Annotated in this window: 18 protein-coding genes; 4 read left to right on the plus strand and 14 right to left on the minus strand. The window is 64.8% G+C overall.

Features of this window, described 5'->3' with window-relative positions; genetic code table 11:
- Positions 1-101 precede the first annotated feature (101 nt).
- Positions 102-248, plus strand: a complete 147-nt coding sequence (locus tag GCT13_RS48590) for a hypothetical protein (protein ID WP_162849268.1) — start codon at positions 102-104, stop codon at positions 246-248.
- 66 nt (positions 249-314) lie between these two features.
- On the opposite strand, the gene GCT13_RS30065 is transcribed toward GCT13_RS48590, so the two are convergent.
- From GCT13_RS30065 to nthA, 3 genes are read right to left on the minus strand one after another with little or no spacing between them, the layout of a single operon-like run.
- Positions 315-689 (minus strand): nitrile hydratase accessory protein, encoded by a 375-nt coding sequence (locus GCT13_RS30065; RefSeq protein WP_152764318.1) that lies wholly within the window; start codon positions 687-689, stop codon positions 315-317.
- On the minus strand, positions 686-1,351 hold the full coding sequence (gene nthB / locus GCT13_RS30070) for a nitrile hydratase subunit beta (RefSeq protein ID WP_152764320.1): 666 nt from the start codon (positions 1,349-1,351) through the stop codon (positions 686-688). The genes GCT13_RS30065 and nthB overlap by 4 nt, the downstream gene beginning before the upstream one ends.
- Positions 1,348-2,013, minus strand: coding sequence for a nitrile hydratase subunit alpha (gene nthA / locus GCT13_RS30075; RefSeq protein ID WP_152764322.1), 666 nt, complete (start codon positions 2,011-2,013; stop codon positions 1,348-1,350). Before nthA ends, nthB begins: the two co-directional genes overlap by 4 nt.
- Positions 2,014-3,003: 990 nt before the next feature.
- On the opposite strand from nthA, the gene GCT13_RS30080 reads away from it, so the two are divergent.
- Positions 3,004-4,650 carry an NRAMP family divalent metal transporter gene (locus GCT13_RS30080; protein WP_152764324.1) on the plus strand — a complete coding sequence of 549 codons (1,647 nt, stop codon included), beginning with the start codon at positions 3,004-3,006 and terminating at the stop codon, positions 4,648-4,650.
- A 270-nt stretch (positions 4,651-4,920) separates the two neighbouring features.
- Here GCT13_RS30080 and GCT13_RS30085 read toward each other — a convergent pair whose 3' ends face one another.
- The 3 genes from GCT13_RS30085 to GCT13_RS30095 all read right to left on the minus strand — a co-directional run bounded on the left by GCT13_RS30085 (position 4,921) and on the right by GCT13_RS30095 (position 6,726).
- Positions 4,921-5,139 carry a hypothetical protein gene (locus GCT13_RS30085; protein ID WP_152764326.1) on the minus strand — a complete coding sequence of 73 codons (219 nt, stop codon included), beginning with the start codon at positions 5,137-5,139 and terminating at the stop codon, positions 4,921-4,923.
- Positions 5,140-5,430: 291 nt separating this feature from the next.
- Positions 5,431-6,183 (minus strand): peptidoglycan DD-metalloendopeptidase family protein, encoded by a 753-nt coding sequence (locus GCT13_RS30090; protein WP_152764329.1) that lies wholly within the window; start codon positions 6,181-6,183, stop codon positions 5,431-5,433.
- A 231-nt stretch (positions 6,184-6,414) separates the two neighbouring features.
- The gene (locus GCT13_RS30095; protein ID WP_087737378.1) at positions 6,415-6,726 is read right to left on the minus strand and encodes a cupin domain-containing protein; all 312 of its coding nucleotides are present in this window, start codon (positions 6,724-6,726) and stop codon (positions 6,415-6,417) included.
- A 239-nt stretch (positions 6,727-6,965) separates the two neighbouring features.
- Between GCT13_RS30095 and GCT13_RS30100 the strand changes: the two genes are divergently transcribed.
- On the plus strand, positions 6,966-7,286 hold the full coding sequence (locus GCT13_RS30100; protein WP_152764331.1) for a hypothetical protein: 321 nt from the start codon (positions 6,966-6,968) through the stop codon (positions 7,284-7,286).
- Between the two features lie 55 nt (positions 7,287-7,341).
- The gene (locus tag GCT13_RS30105) at positions 7,342-8,091 is read left to right on the plus strand and encodes a DUF2968 domain-containing protein (RefSeq protein WP_321574712.1); all 750 of its coding nucleotides are present in this window, start codon (positions 7,342-7,344) and stop codon (positions 8,089-8,091) included.
- A gap of 115 nt (positions 8,092-8,206) precedes the next feature.
- Here GCT13_RS30105 and GCT13_RS30110 read toward each other — a convergent pair whose 3' ends face one another.
- From GCT13_RS30110 to GCT13_RS30145, 8 genes are all read right to left on the minus strand, one after another.
- Positions 8,207-8,533: a DUF4148 domain-containing protein gene (locus tag GCT13_RS30110; protein ID WP_152764335.1), complete on the minus strand. Its 327-nt coding sequence runs from the start codon at positions 8,531-8,533 to the stop codon at positions 8,207-8,209.
- 338 nt (positions 8,534-8,871) lie between these two features.
- On the minus strand, positions 8,872-10,281 hold the full coding sequence (gndA, locus tag GCT13_RS30115; RefSeq protein WP_152764337.1) for an NADP-dependent phosphogluconate dehydrogenase: 1,410 nt from the start codon (positions 10,279-10,281) through the stop codon (positions 8,872-8,874).
- 365 nt (positions 10,282-10,646) lie between these two features.
- The gene (locus GCT13_RS30120; RefSeq protein WP_152764339.1) at positions 10,647-11,279 is read right to left on the minus strand and encodes a DUF938 domain-containing protein; all 633 of its coding nucleotides are present in this window, start codon (positions 11,277-11,279) and stop codon (positions 10,647-10,649) included.
- A gap of 126 nt (positions 11,280-11,405) precedes the next feature.
- Complete coding sequence (locus tag GCT13_RS30125) at positions 11,406-12,263, minus strand: NAD-dependent protein deacetylase (protein WP_152764341.1); 858 nt, start codon at positions 12,261-12,263, stop codon at positions 11,406-11,408.
- A 54-nt stretch (positions 12,264-12,317) separates the two neighbouring features.
- A complete protein-coding gene (locus GCT13_RS30130) occupies positions 12,318-12,569 on the minus strand; it encodes an oxidoreductase-like domain-containing protein (protein ID WP_321574713.1) in 252 nt (83 codons plus the stop codon).
- Positions 12,570-12,724: 155 nt separating this feature from the next.
- Positions 12,725-13,456: an SDR family oxidoreductase gene (locus GCT13_RS30135; protein WP_321574717.1), complete on the minus strand. Its 732-nt coding sequence runs from the start codon at positions 13,454-13,456 to the stop codon at positions 12,725-12,727.
- A 148-nt stretch (positions 13,457-13,604) separates the two neighbouring features.
- A complete protein-coding gene (locus GCT13_RS30140; RefSeq protein WP_152764377.1) occupies positions 13,605-14,498 on the minus strand; it encodes a glutamate/aspartate ABC transporter substrate-binding protein in 894 nt (297 codons plus the stop codon).
- Between the two features lie 90 nt (positions 14,499-14,588).
- Entirely contained in the window at positions 14,589-15,848 is a 1,260-nt protein-coding gene (locus tag GCT13_RS30145; RefSeq protein ID WP_152764344.1) for a D-amino acid dehydrogenase, read from the minus strand.
- Positions 15,849-15,998 lie beyond the last annotated feature (150 nt).

The following is a 15,998-nucleotide window of genomic DNA, read 5'->3' on the forward strand; positions in this document are numbered from 1 at the left end:
ACGCTCGCCCGTCATCGCCTACGCTAATGTAAGCAGGACGCTTCGCACCGTGCCGCCGAGCCGGCGAAAGGGTCCGCCATCCACTGCCACGAGGTCATGCCATGCACACGAGTCCGATTCCCGACCCGCACGCCGATCCCACGCGCGATCCCGAGGGCGATCCCCTCACGCCGCCGTCGCCGGGCCACCACAACGACGAGCCGCAGCGTCCCGAAGGTCCGCCCGACAAGGACCCCGTCACGACGTGACAGTGCAGTGATGGCGTACGCTCGCCAAAGCACGCACGTCGTCGGCCATGCGTGGCTCGCGCGCGTTCAGTCCAGCTCGATCGGCTGGCCGTGTGGCGTGCGCCGCGCCGCCTCATCCCATGCGTTCTTCCGGTCGATCAGCCCGTCGCTTGTCACGCATCCCTTCGCCGTCGCGATGCGTTCGAGCGCGGCCAGCCAGTGCGCGTAGTATGTGTCGCCGTGATCGGGGTCGCCTTGCGCCTGCGCGTCGCGGATCGCGTCCGCCAGTTGCGCAGCCCATTCGGACCACGTGAATACGCCGCGCTCATGCAGCGCGAGCGTCATCGCAAACGCCGCCGCCTGCCAGGGCGCGGCGAAGACGGGGCCGGCGTCGTCGCGCGGCAAGCCGGGCAATGCGTCGAGCAACGCGCGAGGCGCAGTCGTGAAAGCCCGCGCGCTCATGCCGGGCTCTCCGCTTCCAGATACGGCTCCCAGCAATCGACGCACACGCAAGCCGCCGTCGTATCGCGGCCCCACAGTTCGGCGGCGTCGAACCGTACCGTGTACAGCCACTGCGGATCTTCGCCGCGTCCGAGCGCATTCGAATCGGGAAATACATGCGCGCCGTGCACGGCGACGATCTGGCCGCGCTTGTCGCGGCAGTAACGCGGCAGGCGCGTATGCGTCGGCGGATTGATGATCTGCGTGCGCACGGTATCGCCGACGGCAAAGCGCGCCGCCCGGGGCGCGGGCCGGGACGCGGCGCTGCCGCGAAACAGCATCGGCTCGACCTGATCGGCGGCAAGCACGCGCGGCAACGGCGCGGCAGGATGCCGGGACTTGCCGCTGTCGATCTCGTCGGGCGTCGCGAGGCTCGTGTTGATCAGCAGCTTGCGCAAGCCCGCGAACCAGATCTGGTAATAGCTGCTCGACAGATACTGCGCGGGCGGAAGGCTCTCGCGCGCGGCGCGCGACATGTCGATGTTCCATTTGCCCGTTGCGCCCATCGCGATCGTCAGCGCGAGGACGTGCCGTTCCCAGTCCGCGTGGAAGTACGGCTCGTCGGCTTCGTGCACGACGGGCCCGAACGACTGCATGCCGCCCAGATCCTGTGCGCCGTTCATGGCCGGCCTCCGCTGCGCGCTGCGGCTTCGTGCGGCGAGAGCGGCAAGCCCGTGCCGATCATCGAATCGCGCGTGACGAGACCAGCGAGTTCATCGTCGCTCAGCGCCTGGGTGCCGGGCGGGCACATCGGCAGCACCAGATAGCGCACTTCGGCCGTCGAGTCCCACACGCGGATTTCCGTCTCGTCCGGCAGCGCGACGCCGAATTCTTCGAGCACGCCGCGCGGATCGATCACGGCGCGCGAGCGGTAAGGCGCCGACTTGTACCAGACAGGCGGCAAGCCGAGCACAGGCCACGGATAACACGAGCACAGCGTACAGACGACCATGTTGTGCACGCGCGGCGTGTTCTCGAGCGCGACCATGTGCTCGCCCTGCCGCCCCGTGTAGCCGAGCGACGCGATGGCCGCCGTCGCGTCGTCGAGCAGCCAGCGGCGGAAGTCCGCATCGCGCCATGCCTTCGCGACCACGCGCGCGCCGTTGCGCGGACCGACCTTCGTCTCATACGTTTCGATCAGCACGTCGAGCGCTTTCGGATCGACGTAGCCCTTCTCGACCAGCAGCGATTCGAGCGCGCGCACGCGCAGATCCATCTCGGGCAGCGCGCTGCCTTCGTGCGCGTGACGGTGATCGTCGTGATCATGCGTGGCGTCGTGGCTCATCTGCTTTGCCTGAAGAATGCGACATCAAACCAGTATGGTCGGGCAAAGCAGCGAATGCAAACGGGCGCCATCGCCATGCCGCAAGGCCTGCTCGGAATGCGCGCTGCCCCACATATTTCTGTTCTGCTTAGGGAAGTGGATTGACTTGACTTCCCGAGCAGGCATAAAATTCTCCTATCTCAATTTGAGGGGCGTTGCCTTGGACAGTTGCAGTAGTACGTTTTCGAACAGATTCGCCGCCTGAGCGGCAAGACGTCCGCGCTTCTCTCATCTAGCCGCCGTCTTGCCAGCAGGTAGACGGTGCGCGTCGCAGTTTCATTCCTCGTGCATCCTGTTTAGCGCCATTGGCGCGTAGCGCATTCGCGCACGATCGCGGTCGCCCGTTGCGGCGTCGCGTTCGCGTGGGGCGCTTGCGCTCACGTGCGCGTACGCCGGCGCATCGCGGCCATTCGCATCCGGTTTGGCCGTGCATGTCCGCCGCGCCGTATGCGTCGCGTGCGCGGGGACAGGCATGCATGCGCGTGTCCCGACGCAATTCGCCGCGAGCCGTTCGAAATCGTGCGTCCTGTGTGTGTCCGTTGTGCCGCGCGCATTACACGGCGTCTCGCGACGCCGTCAACGGATCATCAACGATAGTGGAGCCGCCATGCCCGACAGTGACAGTCAGCCGATGAACCCAGATACGCCTTTACCGACCTGAGGCAGGCACGCCGAGCGCATTCGATCACCTCGATTCTCCGGCCCTTGCCGCCTCGCATGCACGAGCCTTCGTGCTGGAGAACCGACATGCACTTCCTGCTTCTTTCGACATTGCCGCAAACCCGCGAAGCACGCGCGCACTACGACGCGTTCCTTTCGCTGAAGGATGGACGGTGCCGCGTATTCGCGACGGCCGTTCGCGCGTTTGACGAGATCGTTGGCCGCCTGAGCGGGCGGTCAGCGGTTTAAACGGAAATCATTCGACCAATATCCGTTCAAGGGAGAATAAAAATGGCTACTCCACCACAAGCCCTGCCGACGCGCACCGCAGTTCTCGACGACGCGCACATCGGCGACATCCGCGGCGCGTTCGGCACGATCGCGCATCACGACACCGCCCCGCGCAATAGCTGGGGCGCGCGTCTGCGCACGCTGCTCGCGATCGTCGGGCCCGGCCTCATCGTGATGGTCGGCGATAACGACGCGGGCGCCTTCGGCACCTACACGCAAGCCGGACAGAACTACGGCACCACGCTGCTGTGGACGCTGCTGCTGCTCGTGCCCGTGCTGTACGTCAACCAGGAGATGGTGCTGCGTCTGGGCGCCGTCACAGGCGTCGGTCATGCGCGCCTGATCTTCGAGCGCTTCGGCAAGTTCTGGGGTGCGTTCAGCGTCATCGACCTGTTCATTCTCAATGCGCTCACGATCGTCACCGAGTTCATCGGCATCACGTTCGTGCTCGACTTCTTCGGCGTATCGAAGATTGCGGGCGTGTGCATCGCGGCCGCATTGACGATGGCAGCCGTCAGCACCGGCGACTTCAAGCGCTTCGAACGCTTCGCGATCGTGCTGTGCGTGATGAGCCTGCTGCTCGTGCCCGTGCTCGTGACGATCCACCCGCCCGTCTCGCAGATGGCGCATCACCTCTTCATGCCCGCATGGCCCGCGCACGCGAAGCTCTCGGATGTGATGCTGCTCGTGATCGGCATCGTCGGCACCACGATTGCGCCGTGGCAACTGTTCTTCCAGCAGAGCTACGTGATCGACAAGCGCATCACGCCGCGCTTCATGAAGTACGAGAAGGCCGACCTGTGGATCGGCATCGTGTTCGTGCTGATCGGCGCGATCGCGATGATCTCGTTCAGTGCGGCGCTGTTCGGCGGCAAGCCCGAGCTCGGCCAGTTCACCGATGCGGGCGGCATCATCGCCGGCCTCGAAAAGTATGCGGGCCGCACGCCCGCCGTGCTGTTCGCAGTTGCGCTGCTGGACGCGTGCATCATCGGCGCGGCGGCTGTGTCGCTGTCGACGGCCTATGCGATCGGTGACGTGTTCAAGATCCGTCACTCGCTGCATCGCGGCGTCGGCGACGCGAAGGGCTTCTACCTGGTGTACTTCGGCATCGTGGCCGCAGCTGCGGGACTCGTGCTGATTCCGGGCAGCCCGCTCGGCCTGCTGACGGAAGCCGTGCAAACGCTCGCGGGCGTGCTGCTGCCGAGCGCGACCGTGTTCCTGCTCCTGCTGTGCAACGATCGCGACGTGCTCGGGCCGTGGGTCAACTCGAAGCGGCTGAACCTGTTCACGGGTTCCGTGGTGTGGGCGCTCGTGCTGCTGTCGATCGTGCTGACGGCGTCAGTCGTGTATCCGGACATCGGCGGACACGCGATCATCGACATTCTCGTCGGCGGCACGCTGCTCGCTGTGATCGTGCTCGCGGCGACGACGGCGTTGCGCCGCTTGCGCGGCGTGCTGCCGGCCGCTGCGACGGCCGGCATCGTCGGCAAGGTTGAGCGTGACGCGTGGCGCACACCGCCACTCGCCGATTTGCCGAAGCCCGTGCTGACGCTGTCGCGGCGCATCTGGATGGGCGCGTTGCGCGGCTATCTGGTGGTGGCCGTCGCGCTCGTGATCGTGAAGGTCGTGCAGCTCGCGATCGCTTGAGCAGGAAGCTTCTCGCGCTATTTTCGAAGAATCCTGATACTCGCTGACAGGCGGTTGTGACACAGTATCGACCGTCGGTCCATGGTGCAGGTCACTGCCGGCGCGATGCGGAGCGACAGCACAAAGCCATGAGCGTCGCATCGCGGTTGATGGGACGTGGACCGGCGCCGATCGCTTGATCGAATACGACCACGCATACGAAAACGAGGCGAGCCGCGCTGCGGACTCGCCTCGTTGCATTTGCGGATCAGTTCTGTGGACAACGCGCCATCATTGCAGACGCGGGTCCTGCGGCATCGGCCCATCGTACGGCATGACGACCGGATGCAAGGGCAGCGTCACGTGGGCGGGCATCGTCACGTCGGGGAGCTTGAGCCATGCCGGCGGTTCCGGCGCTTTTATCGTGAGCATGCCGCCACGCACGGTCTTGGCGGTTTCGCGATCGAGTTCATCGACCCTCGGCAGGTCTTTCACAAGCAATGTGTTCATGATGTGTCTCCGGCAACGGTATGTGGAATGGTGAGCGCGAGCGGCGCCGTGCTCGGTCCACTTGCTGCACGCACCATGCCATCACGCGGTGAAGCCTTATGCGACGGGGTTTGCGTCGACTTCATCACGCGAGGGTGATTGCTGCGGACCAACTGTCGCTTGTCGAAGTGTTGTCTGGCGGACGGATGCGGGCGTGCTGCCCGCATGGGCCCATTCATCCGATGTGATGCCGATAAAACAGCGCGCTAATTGAACGGACTCGAACGGGCGCGGCGCGGATTTTTCGCGCGTCTATCGCGGCAGCCACCCAAGCGGATCGACGGGCTTGCCGTCCTTGCGCACTTCGAACTGGATCGACGGCACGCCGTTGTTGTCCGTGCCCACCTCGCCGATTGGCTGGCCTTGCGCGACGGCATCGCCTTCCTGCACGAGGAGCCGGCTGTTCTGACCATAGGCGGTGATCAGCGTGTCGTCGTGCTTGATGATGACGAGCGGCCCATACGCCTCGATGCCCGTTCCCGCGTAGACGACACGTCCCGCGGCGGCCGCTCTCACCTGATCGCCCGGACGTCCGCCGATCACGATGCCCTTGGTCCTGCCGGGCACGAACGGCTTGAGAATCGGCCCGCGCAACGGCCACACGAGCACGCCCTGGACGGGCCCGGCCGGCGCGGCGGCGGGCGGCGGCACGGGTGTCGTCGATGGCGTGGGCGTCGGCACAGGCGTCGTCTGCGCGAAGGACGGCGGCCCGACGCGCAGCACCTGGCCGGGCGCGACGGGCGATGACAGCGTCAGCCCGTTCCACGTCGCCACGTCCTGCGCATGCTGACCGAACGCGCCCGCGACGCTTTGCAGCGTATCGCCTGGATTCACGCGATAGAAACCGGCGGGCACGCCATTGGCCGCGGCACCGCCCTGCGTCCGGTACGTGGGCGCCGGCGCCTGCGTCGCTTCCCACGGATACGTCGTGCACGCGCCGAGCATGCTCGCGGCGGCGAGCGGCACCAGAAGCTGCGTGACGACGTGTTGCCGTTTTACTGTCATTTTTGTGGCCCTCGACGCGGTATGAGACAGCGGCTCTCGAAAGCCTGCCGTCGTTTGAACGTGTAGCGGGATCGAAAATGCAATCTGCGGTGCAATTATTATGCCTCGCTCATCGGTCGGCAAAATGACGATCGGCCGACGTCAACGTGTCGGGATTGCCCGACTCGACGCATCCGCCGCCGCGTCCATTCCGTTTGCAATCCCAATCAATTTACGCGATCCGGCGAGCGGTCATACGCTGCCTTCCGACTCGATCACCAGAATGCGCGCCTCGCCGATGGGATGCGCAACGTGCTCGGTGCCGATCGATGCATGGAACACGTCGCCCGTCTCCAGCACCGTCGAGTGCTCGACGCCCGCTTCGCGATAGCGCATCTCCACGCGGCCATCGAGCACGGCGAACACTTCTTCGCCGTCGTTGACATGCCACTTGTACGGCTGATCGGTCCAGTGCAGACGCGTCGTGATGCCGTTCATGTTCGCGATATCGAGCGCGCCCCACGCACGCTCGGCGGTGAAGGTTCTGCTGCGGACGATTTTCATGACCTGCTCGCGCGATGTCGGTGTCGGGAGGGTCATTATAGTGGCCGTCCCCATCGTGCACGCTGCTTGCTCGCATCCCGCAGACGACCGTTTCATGCGGTTCGCAAGCCATTGCATAGCTGAAGTGCTCGTCTATACTGAACCTGGTGTCCTGTCAGACGAATAGGCGTGCGCGGATGGCAATGCGCGGCGAGACGGTCGGTCCACCATCAGTGGTTCGATGCCAGCGAGGAGGTCCGATGAACAAAGCCCTGTTTCTTGCCGTGCAATTGAACGTCGACGAGATGACGGCGTCGCCCGCGCTGGTCGAATTGCTCAATGCGCATCTCGTGTTCGCCGTCGATGTCGCCGAAGCCGCCGATGCCCTCGTGCAACTGGCGAGCGTACGCAAGCTGTCGAGCGGCGTCGAAGCGAGCGTCGAGATTCCCGCCGTCGCCGTCGAGCAACTGCGGCAAGCGCTCGAAACCCTCAGCGAATACGACCAGTCGTGGCTCTTCGCGCTGGAACCCAACCATGCGCTATTCGACGATTTTGCGCGTCCGCAACGCACGCTGCATTGATGCGCCCGCAACCCTGAAGAGGTCGGGCATTTCGCCCGCCTATCGAGGATTCATCGTGAAAAGTCTTCTGCACATGCGTCGCGCGCCGGCCGGCAATGGCGCCGCGCATCAGTTTCACTTCGAGGCGCCCGACGTCCCGCACAGCCAACCCGCCCAGATCGACGAGGAACCGATGAGCGACAGCACGCCGTCCGACACGCTCGGCCCATCGCCCGTCAATCCGCCGTTGCGCCCTGTGACGCCGCTGCATGCAGTACAGCTCGCGCCCGTTCAGCCCAACGGACGCGCCGTGCAACTGGCGGACGCAGCCGAAGTCGAGCGCATGCTCGACAACGAAGAGCTCACCGTGTTTCATGTATTTCGCACTTTTGACTATTCGGTGAACCTGCTGTTCTATCCGAGGGAACTGAAATACTTCGTCGCGCTGTTGCAGGACGATCAGTTGTGGCGCGTGCTGACCACGAGCGATCTCAACATGGCGAAGCAGCTCTTTCACCACATGCAGGAACAGGCGACACGTCTCGCCGACGGCCAGACCCGGCGCTTGCAGCTCGAAGCGCAGAACGAACAGCTGAAGCGCCTGATCGCCGAATCCGAGACGCAGGCCGAGCGTCTGCGCCAGAGCCTGCAACGCACGGCCGCGCAGGATCAGACCGTCACGAGCCGTCAGCATCAGTTGCGCAAGGAAGTGGCGCAGCTCGAAGCGCAGCGCACGGCCGCGCAGGCCCAACTGAACAAGATGCATCGCCAGGTGCATCAGCTGAACGTCGCGAGCAACGAGGCGATACCGCATATGCCGCGTTGAACGTCGGCTTTTCGTTTTCTTCTCTTCAGGCGTCAGACGCGGCAACGCCGGCCAGGACAATCCTGGCCGGCGTTTTCTTTTACCGCCTTGCGACGGTCGATGTGTTCAGTCCGGCTTAGTTGCCGAAGAACACCGAGCGCGGACCCTTTTCATCGGCCAGCGAACGAGCCGACGCTTGCGACGTGCCGTTCGTCTGCGCGCCATAGCCGGTCGTGTCGGCTTGGGCGACCGTGTCTTGCGCGTGGACGCGCGCTTCGGCGGCCTGGATGTGCTTCGGGTATTCCGTGCGATCGGACAGCGGATCGTAACCGGCCTTTTCCAGACGGACCAGATCGGCGCGAACTTCAGCGCGCGTCAGCGGCTGCTGGTTCGATTGTGCAAACGACGCGACGGGAGCGGAAACAGCGGCAGCGAGAACGACTGCGGAAATCAGGGCTTTCATGGACAACCTCCGAAAACTTGTTTTTTGATTCGCTTCGAACACCGTGTTCGTTTCAGCGTTGAGGCAAGTTTAAGGAGGTAAGCGACCTAGGGAAATCCCTTATTTAACGAAACTCTATTGTTGGAATTGCAACAATTAGGCGAAATGCGCGTGAAGCGCGTTTTTGAGACCATCAAATCGCAACACTGTGTTCCAAAATTCGTGCAACAGCGCCAGCAAGCCCAATCGATGCGAGGCGCAAGAAAGAGAAACGCCCCGGCGCCGCACGTGCGCCGGGGCGTTGCAGGAACAGCCGCTCTGCGAAGCGGAAGCGAACCGAAAGGCGGCTGGCCGTTCCGTCAGGACCAGTTCGCGTGGAAGCTGCCCGGCTTGTCGACGCGCTCGAACGTATGCGCGCCGAAGAAATCGCGCTGTGCCTGAACGAGGTTCGCGGGCAGACGTGCCGAGCGGTAGCCGTCGAAGTACGCGATCGCCGACGAGAACGCCGGCACGGGCACGCCCGCCGTCGTCGCGGCGATCACGACGTCGCGCAGCGCGCCCTGGTAGTTCGCGGCGATGTCGCGGAAATACGGATCGAGCAGCAGGTTCGCGAGCGCCTTGTCCTTCGCGTACGCATCCGTGATCTTCTGCAGGAAGCGCGCGCGGATGATGCACCCGGCACGGAAGATCTTCGCGATCGTGCCGTAGTCCAGATCCCACTTGTATTCTTCCGATGCCGCGCGCAACTGCGCGAAGCCCTGTGCATACGAGATCACCTTGCTGAAATACAGCGCGCGGCGCACGGACTCGATAAACGCGGCGCGGTCGCCGGAAAACGGCTTCGTCGCCGGCCCTTCGAGCACCTTGCTCGCCGCGACGCGCTGATCCTTCAGCGACGACAGCACGCGCGCGAACACGGCTTCCGTGATCAGCGGCAGCGGCGCGCCGAGGTCGAGCGCGTTCTGGCTCGTCCACTTGCCCGTGCCCTTCTGCGCGGCGCGGTCGAGGATCACGTCGACGAGATCTTTGCCCGTCTCGTCGTCCTTCTTGCTGAAGATCTTCGACGTGATCTCGATCAGATAGCTGTCCAGCTCGCCGTTGTTCCACTCGGTGTAGACGGTGCCCAGCTCTTCGTTCGACAGGCCGGCCACCTGCTTGAGCACCGAGTAGCTTTCGGCGATCAGCTGCATGTCGCCGTATTCGATGCCGTTGTGCACCATCTTCACGAAGTGGCCCGCGCCGTCCGGCCCCATGTACGCGACGCACGGCTCGCCGTCGGGCGCCTTCGCCGCGATTTCGGTGAGGATCGGCGCGACGAGATCGTATGCGTCGCGCTGGCCGCCCGGCATGATCGACGGGCCTTTGAGCGCGCCTTCCTCGCCGCCCGACACGCCCGTGCCGATGAAGTGCAGCCCCGACTTCGCGAGGTCCTGGTTGCGGCGGATCGTGTCGGTGAAATGCGTGTTGCCGCCGTCGATCAGAATGTCGCCCTTGTCCAGCAGCGGACGCAGCGCGGCAATCGTCGCATCGGTGCCTTCGCCTGCCTTCACCATCATCAGGATGCGGCGCGGCTTTTCCAGTGAATCGACGAATTCTTCCAGCGTATAGGTCGGAACCAGCTTACGGTCGGGAAACTCCGCGATCAGTTCGTCGGTTTTCTCGCGGGTGCGGTTGAACACCGAAACCGCGTGACCGCGGCTTTCGATGTTCAGAGCCAGATTCCGGCCCATCACCGCCAGCCCCACTACGCCGATTGCCTGTTTGCCCATGTGAATTCTCCAGATTCCAGTAAGTCGTGAAGCCGCGCCAGCCATCGAGGCGCGGCGTCGAGGATGAAAGAATAAAAGAAATGCCCGTATGACGCTCGCGTGCTACCGGTTCGCCGCCGTCCATCCTCGTCCGGCATGGACGATGCGAGCGCCTTTCGACGCGCTTTCGCGTCGACGGCGCGCGATGCCATGCGGCCGATACCGTCTGCCCGTTGCCGTCCGTTCGAACGTTTCAGTGTTAGTGCGCTCGTTTTCGCAGCGCTGTCGTTGCCTTCGCGTCATCACTATGCACGCTGGCGCGCGCGGCACGCCTCTCAAGCTTAGTCCGCGAAACGCGGCGCGGCGGAGCGCATCGGCTGCGTGGATCAGACTTTCGCCGACTGCTGACGTTTCCGGAACACGAGACTGAAGTTGTTCGCGGGCATCGCGATCGGTTCGTCGCACGCGAAGCCTGCTGCGTCCGCGAGCGCGACGACGTCCTCCATGTCGCGCACGCCCCATGCCGGATTGCGGCTCCTCAACTGCTCGTCGAATGCCGCGTTGCTCGGCGCCGTATGCGCGCCGCCGCGCCGGTACGGCCCGTACAGATAGAGCACGCCGCCCGGACCCATGAGCCGCCCCGCGCCGTCGATCAGCGCCTGCGCCGATGACCACGGCGAAATATGGATCATGTTGATGCAGACGATCGCGTCGGCGACATCGATGCCCCATTGGGCATTGCGCACATCGAGCGCGAGTGGCGCGCGCACGTTGGACAGACCGGTCGCCGCCGTCCATGCGGCAATCGACGCGCGCGCGCCGTCGTCGGGATCGCTCGGCTGCCAGACGAGTTGCGGCAGCGCCGCGGCGAAGTGGACGGCATGCTGGCCCGTGCCGCTCGCGATTTCGAGCACGGTGCCCGTAGCCGGCAGCACGCGTTCGAGCACGGCAAGGATCGGCTCGCGGTTGCGCTCGGCGGCAGGCGCGTATTGACGCGCGTTGAGATCAGGCATGGTCATCGTGGTTCAGTACATCGTGGTTCAGTACATCGTGATGCAGGACGGACGGTACGCATTCGTAACGCGAGGCCGCGATCATACGCGAGCGCATCGAACGTCTCATGGGAAATCGTCCACGCCGATTCGTCAGCGCGCGGCAAGACTCGCCGCCAGCACCGCGAGCGCATCGCCGCACGGCGCCGGCACTTTCAGCGACAGCAACGGATCGGCGCGCGTGCGCCCGAGATTGATCGCGGCGATCGGCTTGCCCATCTTCTGCGCCCACACGCAGAAACGATAGCCCGAATACACCATCAGCGACGAGCCGACGACGAGCACGGCATCGGCGGCCTCGAGCGCATGCGTCGCGGCTTCGACGCGCGGCTTCGGCACGTTCTCGCCGAAGAACACGACGGCCGGCTTCAACAGCCCGCCGCAATCGGGGCACGCGGGCACGCGAAACGCGCCGAGGTCATGCCATTCGAGATGCGCATCGCCATCGGCGGCGGGTTCGGCGATCACGTCGAGCAACGCGGGGTTCTCGTCGATCAGCCTCTGCTGGATCGATGCGCGCGTATGCTGCGCGCCGCAACCGAGACACGCCACGGCGCCGATGCTGCCGTGCAGCTCGATCACCTCGCTGCTGCCCGCGCGCTGATGCAGGCCGTCGACGTTCTGCGTGACGAGCGAGCGCACGTGGCTCGCGGATTCGAGCCGCGCGAGCGCGCGATGCGCGGCGTTCGGCTGGGCCTGCGCGACGACGGGCCAGCCGACCGTGCTGCGCGCCCAGTACCGCTGACGCGACGTGACGGAGCCGAGAAATTCCTGCAGCGTGATGGGCGGCGAGCGCTTCCATTCGCCGTTTTCGTCGCGATAGCCGGGGATGCCGGAATCGATGCTGATGCCCGCGCCCGTCAGCACGAAGAGCCGCGGATGGCGTTCGACGAAATCTTGCAGCGCGGCGAGCGCCTGCGGTTCGATCAGCGGGGGCGGGATGTCTTTCATGAGTCGGTCATGAAGTTGCGCGGGACGGTGTTCGGATGTGGACATGCGGCAGGCTTATCGCTTTGCACGCGGCTTTTGCGGCTTGCGCGGCTTGTTTGTGACCGCAGGCGCGGGCTCGGACGGCTGCGCATGCCGGGCCTCCCATGCGGCCAGTGCCGCGCGATACCGTGTGAGCTCGTCTTCGTACAGATCGAAAATGCACGTATCGCAGCCGCTATGACAGCACTCGTCGGGGTCGGGCCGCGTCGGTGGCGTGGGGCGCGGATCGTCGTCGGCCGGCTGACGCGCGGCCTCGTCTGCAGTCACATCCACTTCCAGAGTTCGGGAGAGCGTCCAGTATAAGTCGGGCGACACGACGGCGCTGTGTCACGCGATGTCGTGTCGCGGTACCGTCACGCGCTGCGCACGCGCCGTGTCATGCGTCGTGCTGCTCGCCGCATCGCTGGCCGTAATCGCGAACGTCATCCGCGCCCGACGAACGGCATCTTGCTCGCCATGATCGTCATGAACTGCACGTTCGCCGACAGCGGCAAATTCGCCATATGCAGCACGGCATCGGCGACGTATTCGACATCCATCAGCGGCTCGACGGCGATCGTGCCGTTCGCCTGCGGCACGCCGCGCGCCATCCGCGCGGCCATTTCCGTCGCGGCATTGCCGATGTCGATCTGGCCGCAGACGATGTCGTAAGGCCGGCCATCGAGCGACACCGACTTGGTGAGGCCCGTGATCGCGTGCTTGGTCGCCGTATAGGCGATGCTCAACGGCCGCGGCGCATGCGCGGAGATCGAGCCGTTGTTGATGATGCGGCCGCCCTGCGGCGTCTGCGCCTTCATCATCGCGAACGCCGCGCGCGTGCAGAGAAACACGCCCGTGAGATTCGTATCGACGACGGAGCGCCAGTCGTCGAGTTCGATCTGGTCGATCTCGACGGGCGGCGCATTGCGGCCCGCGTTGTTGAACAGCACATCGAGCCGGCCATAGCGCAGACGGATCGCATCGAAGAGCGACGCGACGCTCGCCGCGTCCGTCACGTCGCATGCGACGGCGAACGCGTCCTCGCCGCGCTCGCGGGCTTCGTCCGCGAGCGCATCGAGCGGCCCCTGTCTGCGTCCCGTCAGCACGACGCTGTAGCCGTTCGCGAGCAGCCTGCGCGCCGTCGCCTTGCCGATGCCGCTGCCCGCGCCCGTCACGAGCGCGACTTTCTTCGCTGCATGACCTTGTGCCTGCGGTTGTGCTTGTCCTTGTCCTTCTGCCTGCGCTTGCGCTTGTGCTTCCGGGTGTTGCGTCACGACATGTCTCCAGGTTGATCCGCCCGCGACACGCCGCGACGCATGCGCATCAATCGAGCGCGTGGTCGTTCGGCTTCGCGAACAGCTGCTTCATCTCCGCCGACAACGGGTATTTCAGGTTGATGCCCTTCGGCGGAATCGGTTGCGTGAACCACTTCTGATAGAGATTCGCCGCTTCGCCGGAAGTTTGCAAGCGCGCGATCACGCCATCGGCGAGCTTCTTGAAGCCAGGGTCGTCCTTGCGGAACATGCAGCCATACACTTCCGACATCGGCGACGTGCCCGTGATCAGATACTCGTCCGCGTTCGCCTCTTTCGCCTTCGCGCCGTACAGCAGCGGATCGTCCATCACGAAGGCGACGGCGCGCCCCGTCTTCACGTTGAGGAACGACTCGGCGTGATCCTTCGCGCTGATGAGGCGCATGTTCATCGATTTCTCCGCGTTCATCTGGCGCAGCAGACGTTCTTCGGAGGTGCCCGCCGTCGTCACGACCGTCTTGTTAGCGAGATCGCCGAAGTCCTTCACGCCCGAGTCCTTCTTCACGATCATGCGCACGCCGTACTGGAAGAAGCTGTTCGAAAACGCGACCTGGTTGTCGCGTTCCTTCGTGTGCGTGGTCGAGCCGCATTCGATGTCGATCGTGCCGTTCTGCACGAGCGGAATGCGGTTCTGAGACGTGATGGGAATCTCGCGAACCTTGAGATCGGGCAGGTTGAGTTCTCTCTTCACCTCGTCGACGATCTTCAGCGCGATCGCCTGCGAATAGCCGATCACTTGCTGCTGTTCGTCGTAGTACGAGAACGGCACCGACGACTCGCGCACGCCCAGCGAAATCGCCCCTGTTTCGCGGATCTTCTTCAGCGTCGCGCTCTGGTCTTGCGCCTGCGCGTGGCCGCATGCGAAGGCCGTCGTCATCAGCGCGGCAAGCACGGCTTTCGTCATCGTCGTTTTCATGTCATCTCCTGTCTGGTGGTGTAGCGGTTGTTGTTTATATGGCTGTTATTTGATGCAGGCTTTACGGATGCAACGGATTCAGCGGTCGTATGCATAGGCCGCCATGTCGATGGATGGCTCGCGCCCCGCGATCGCATCTGCGATCACGCGCGCGCTGCCGCATGCGAGCGTGAAGCCCAGCGCGCCGTGGCCCGTATTGAGCCACAGGTTTCTGTATGGCGTCCTGCCGATCAACGGTTTCGAATCCGGCGTCGCGGGACGGTGGCCGCACCAGGTCTGAGCACTCGCGTAATCGCCGGCAGCGGGAAAGATCTCCTGCGCGTGGCGTTTCAGCAGCGCGATGCGCCCTTCTCGCTGCGCGTCCTTCAAGCCCGCGATCTCGACCATGCCCGCGATCCGCAGACGCCCGCCCAGCGGCGCATACACGACCTTGCGATGCAGGTCCGTCACGCTGACGCGCGGCGTGTGGCGCGGATCGGCGTCATGAATCGTGAGGCTGTAGCCCGTCAGCGGATAGACGGGCAGACGCACGTCGAGCGCGCCGAGCAGCGGCACGCTGCCGAGTCCGAGCGCGACGACGAATGCATCGGCTTCGAGATCGCCGTCGTCCGTCCGCGCCGCGACGATGCGCGAGCCTTCGCTCACCAGTTCTCGCACGTGCGTCTCGTAGCGGACCGTCACGCCGTTGCGCCGTTGAAGCACATCCGCGAGCGCCGCACTGAAGCGCTGACAGTCGCCCGCTTCTTCCGATGGCGTATGGATGCCGCCCGCGAGCAGTGGCTGTGCGCGCGCGAGTGCCGGTTCGAGCGCGGCGCATTGGCTCGCGTCGAGCGCGCGCTGGTCGGAGCCCGCCTCGACGAGCAGTTCCATCTTGCGACGCGCGCGTTCGAACTCGTGCGCATCGCGGTAGACGACGAGCTTGCCGTTGCGCACGTAGTCGAACGAGTCCGACACAAGCGGCTCGCTCTCGACGATTTCATGCAGCGCCGCCTTGCTGAGCGCGCCGAGGCTCAGCAGTTCGAGCGCCGTCCGCCGCGCGCGATGGCCGCGGCACGCGAGCAGGAACGCGATGCACCAGCGCCATTGGCCGATGTCGAAACGCGGAATGAAGCGCAGTGCCGAGTCGCGCTTCAAGAGCCACGCGGGCAACTTCGGCAGCACGGCGGGATCGGCGAGCGGCGCGACATAGCTGTAGCTCAGTTGCCCGCCGTTGGCGAAGCTCGCTTCGAGCGCCGCACCGTCGCGCGCTTCGACGATCGTCACGTCGTGGCCGTCGCGGGCCAGACTCCAGGCCGTCGTCAGACCGACGACGCCCGCTCCGAGGACACACACATGCATGAATGCTCACTACCCTTGCGTTTTCATTGCAGGCGAGTGTCGCGCGCCGAAATCGCCGCATCAAATGACGGAAAGCGCGGCTGCATAACTTTAGGTTAAGTCGTTGCGCGAGCGCTTCGCGTCGCGTAAGAGCGTCTCGCGCGAGCCGTG

Source organism: Paraburkholderia franconis, from assembly GCF_009362735.1.
GTDB lineage: Bacteria > Pseudomonadota > Gammaproteobacteria > Burkholderiales > Burkholderiaceae > Paraburkholderia > Paraburkholderia franconis.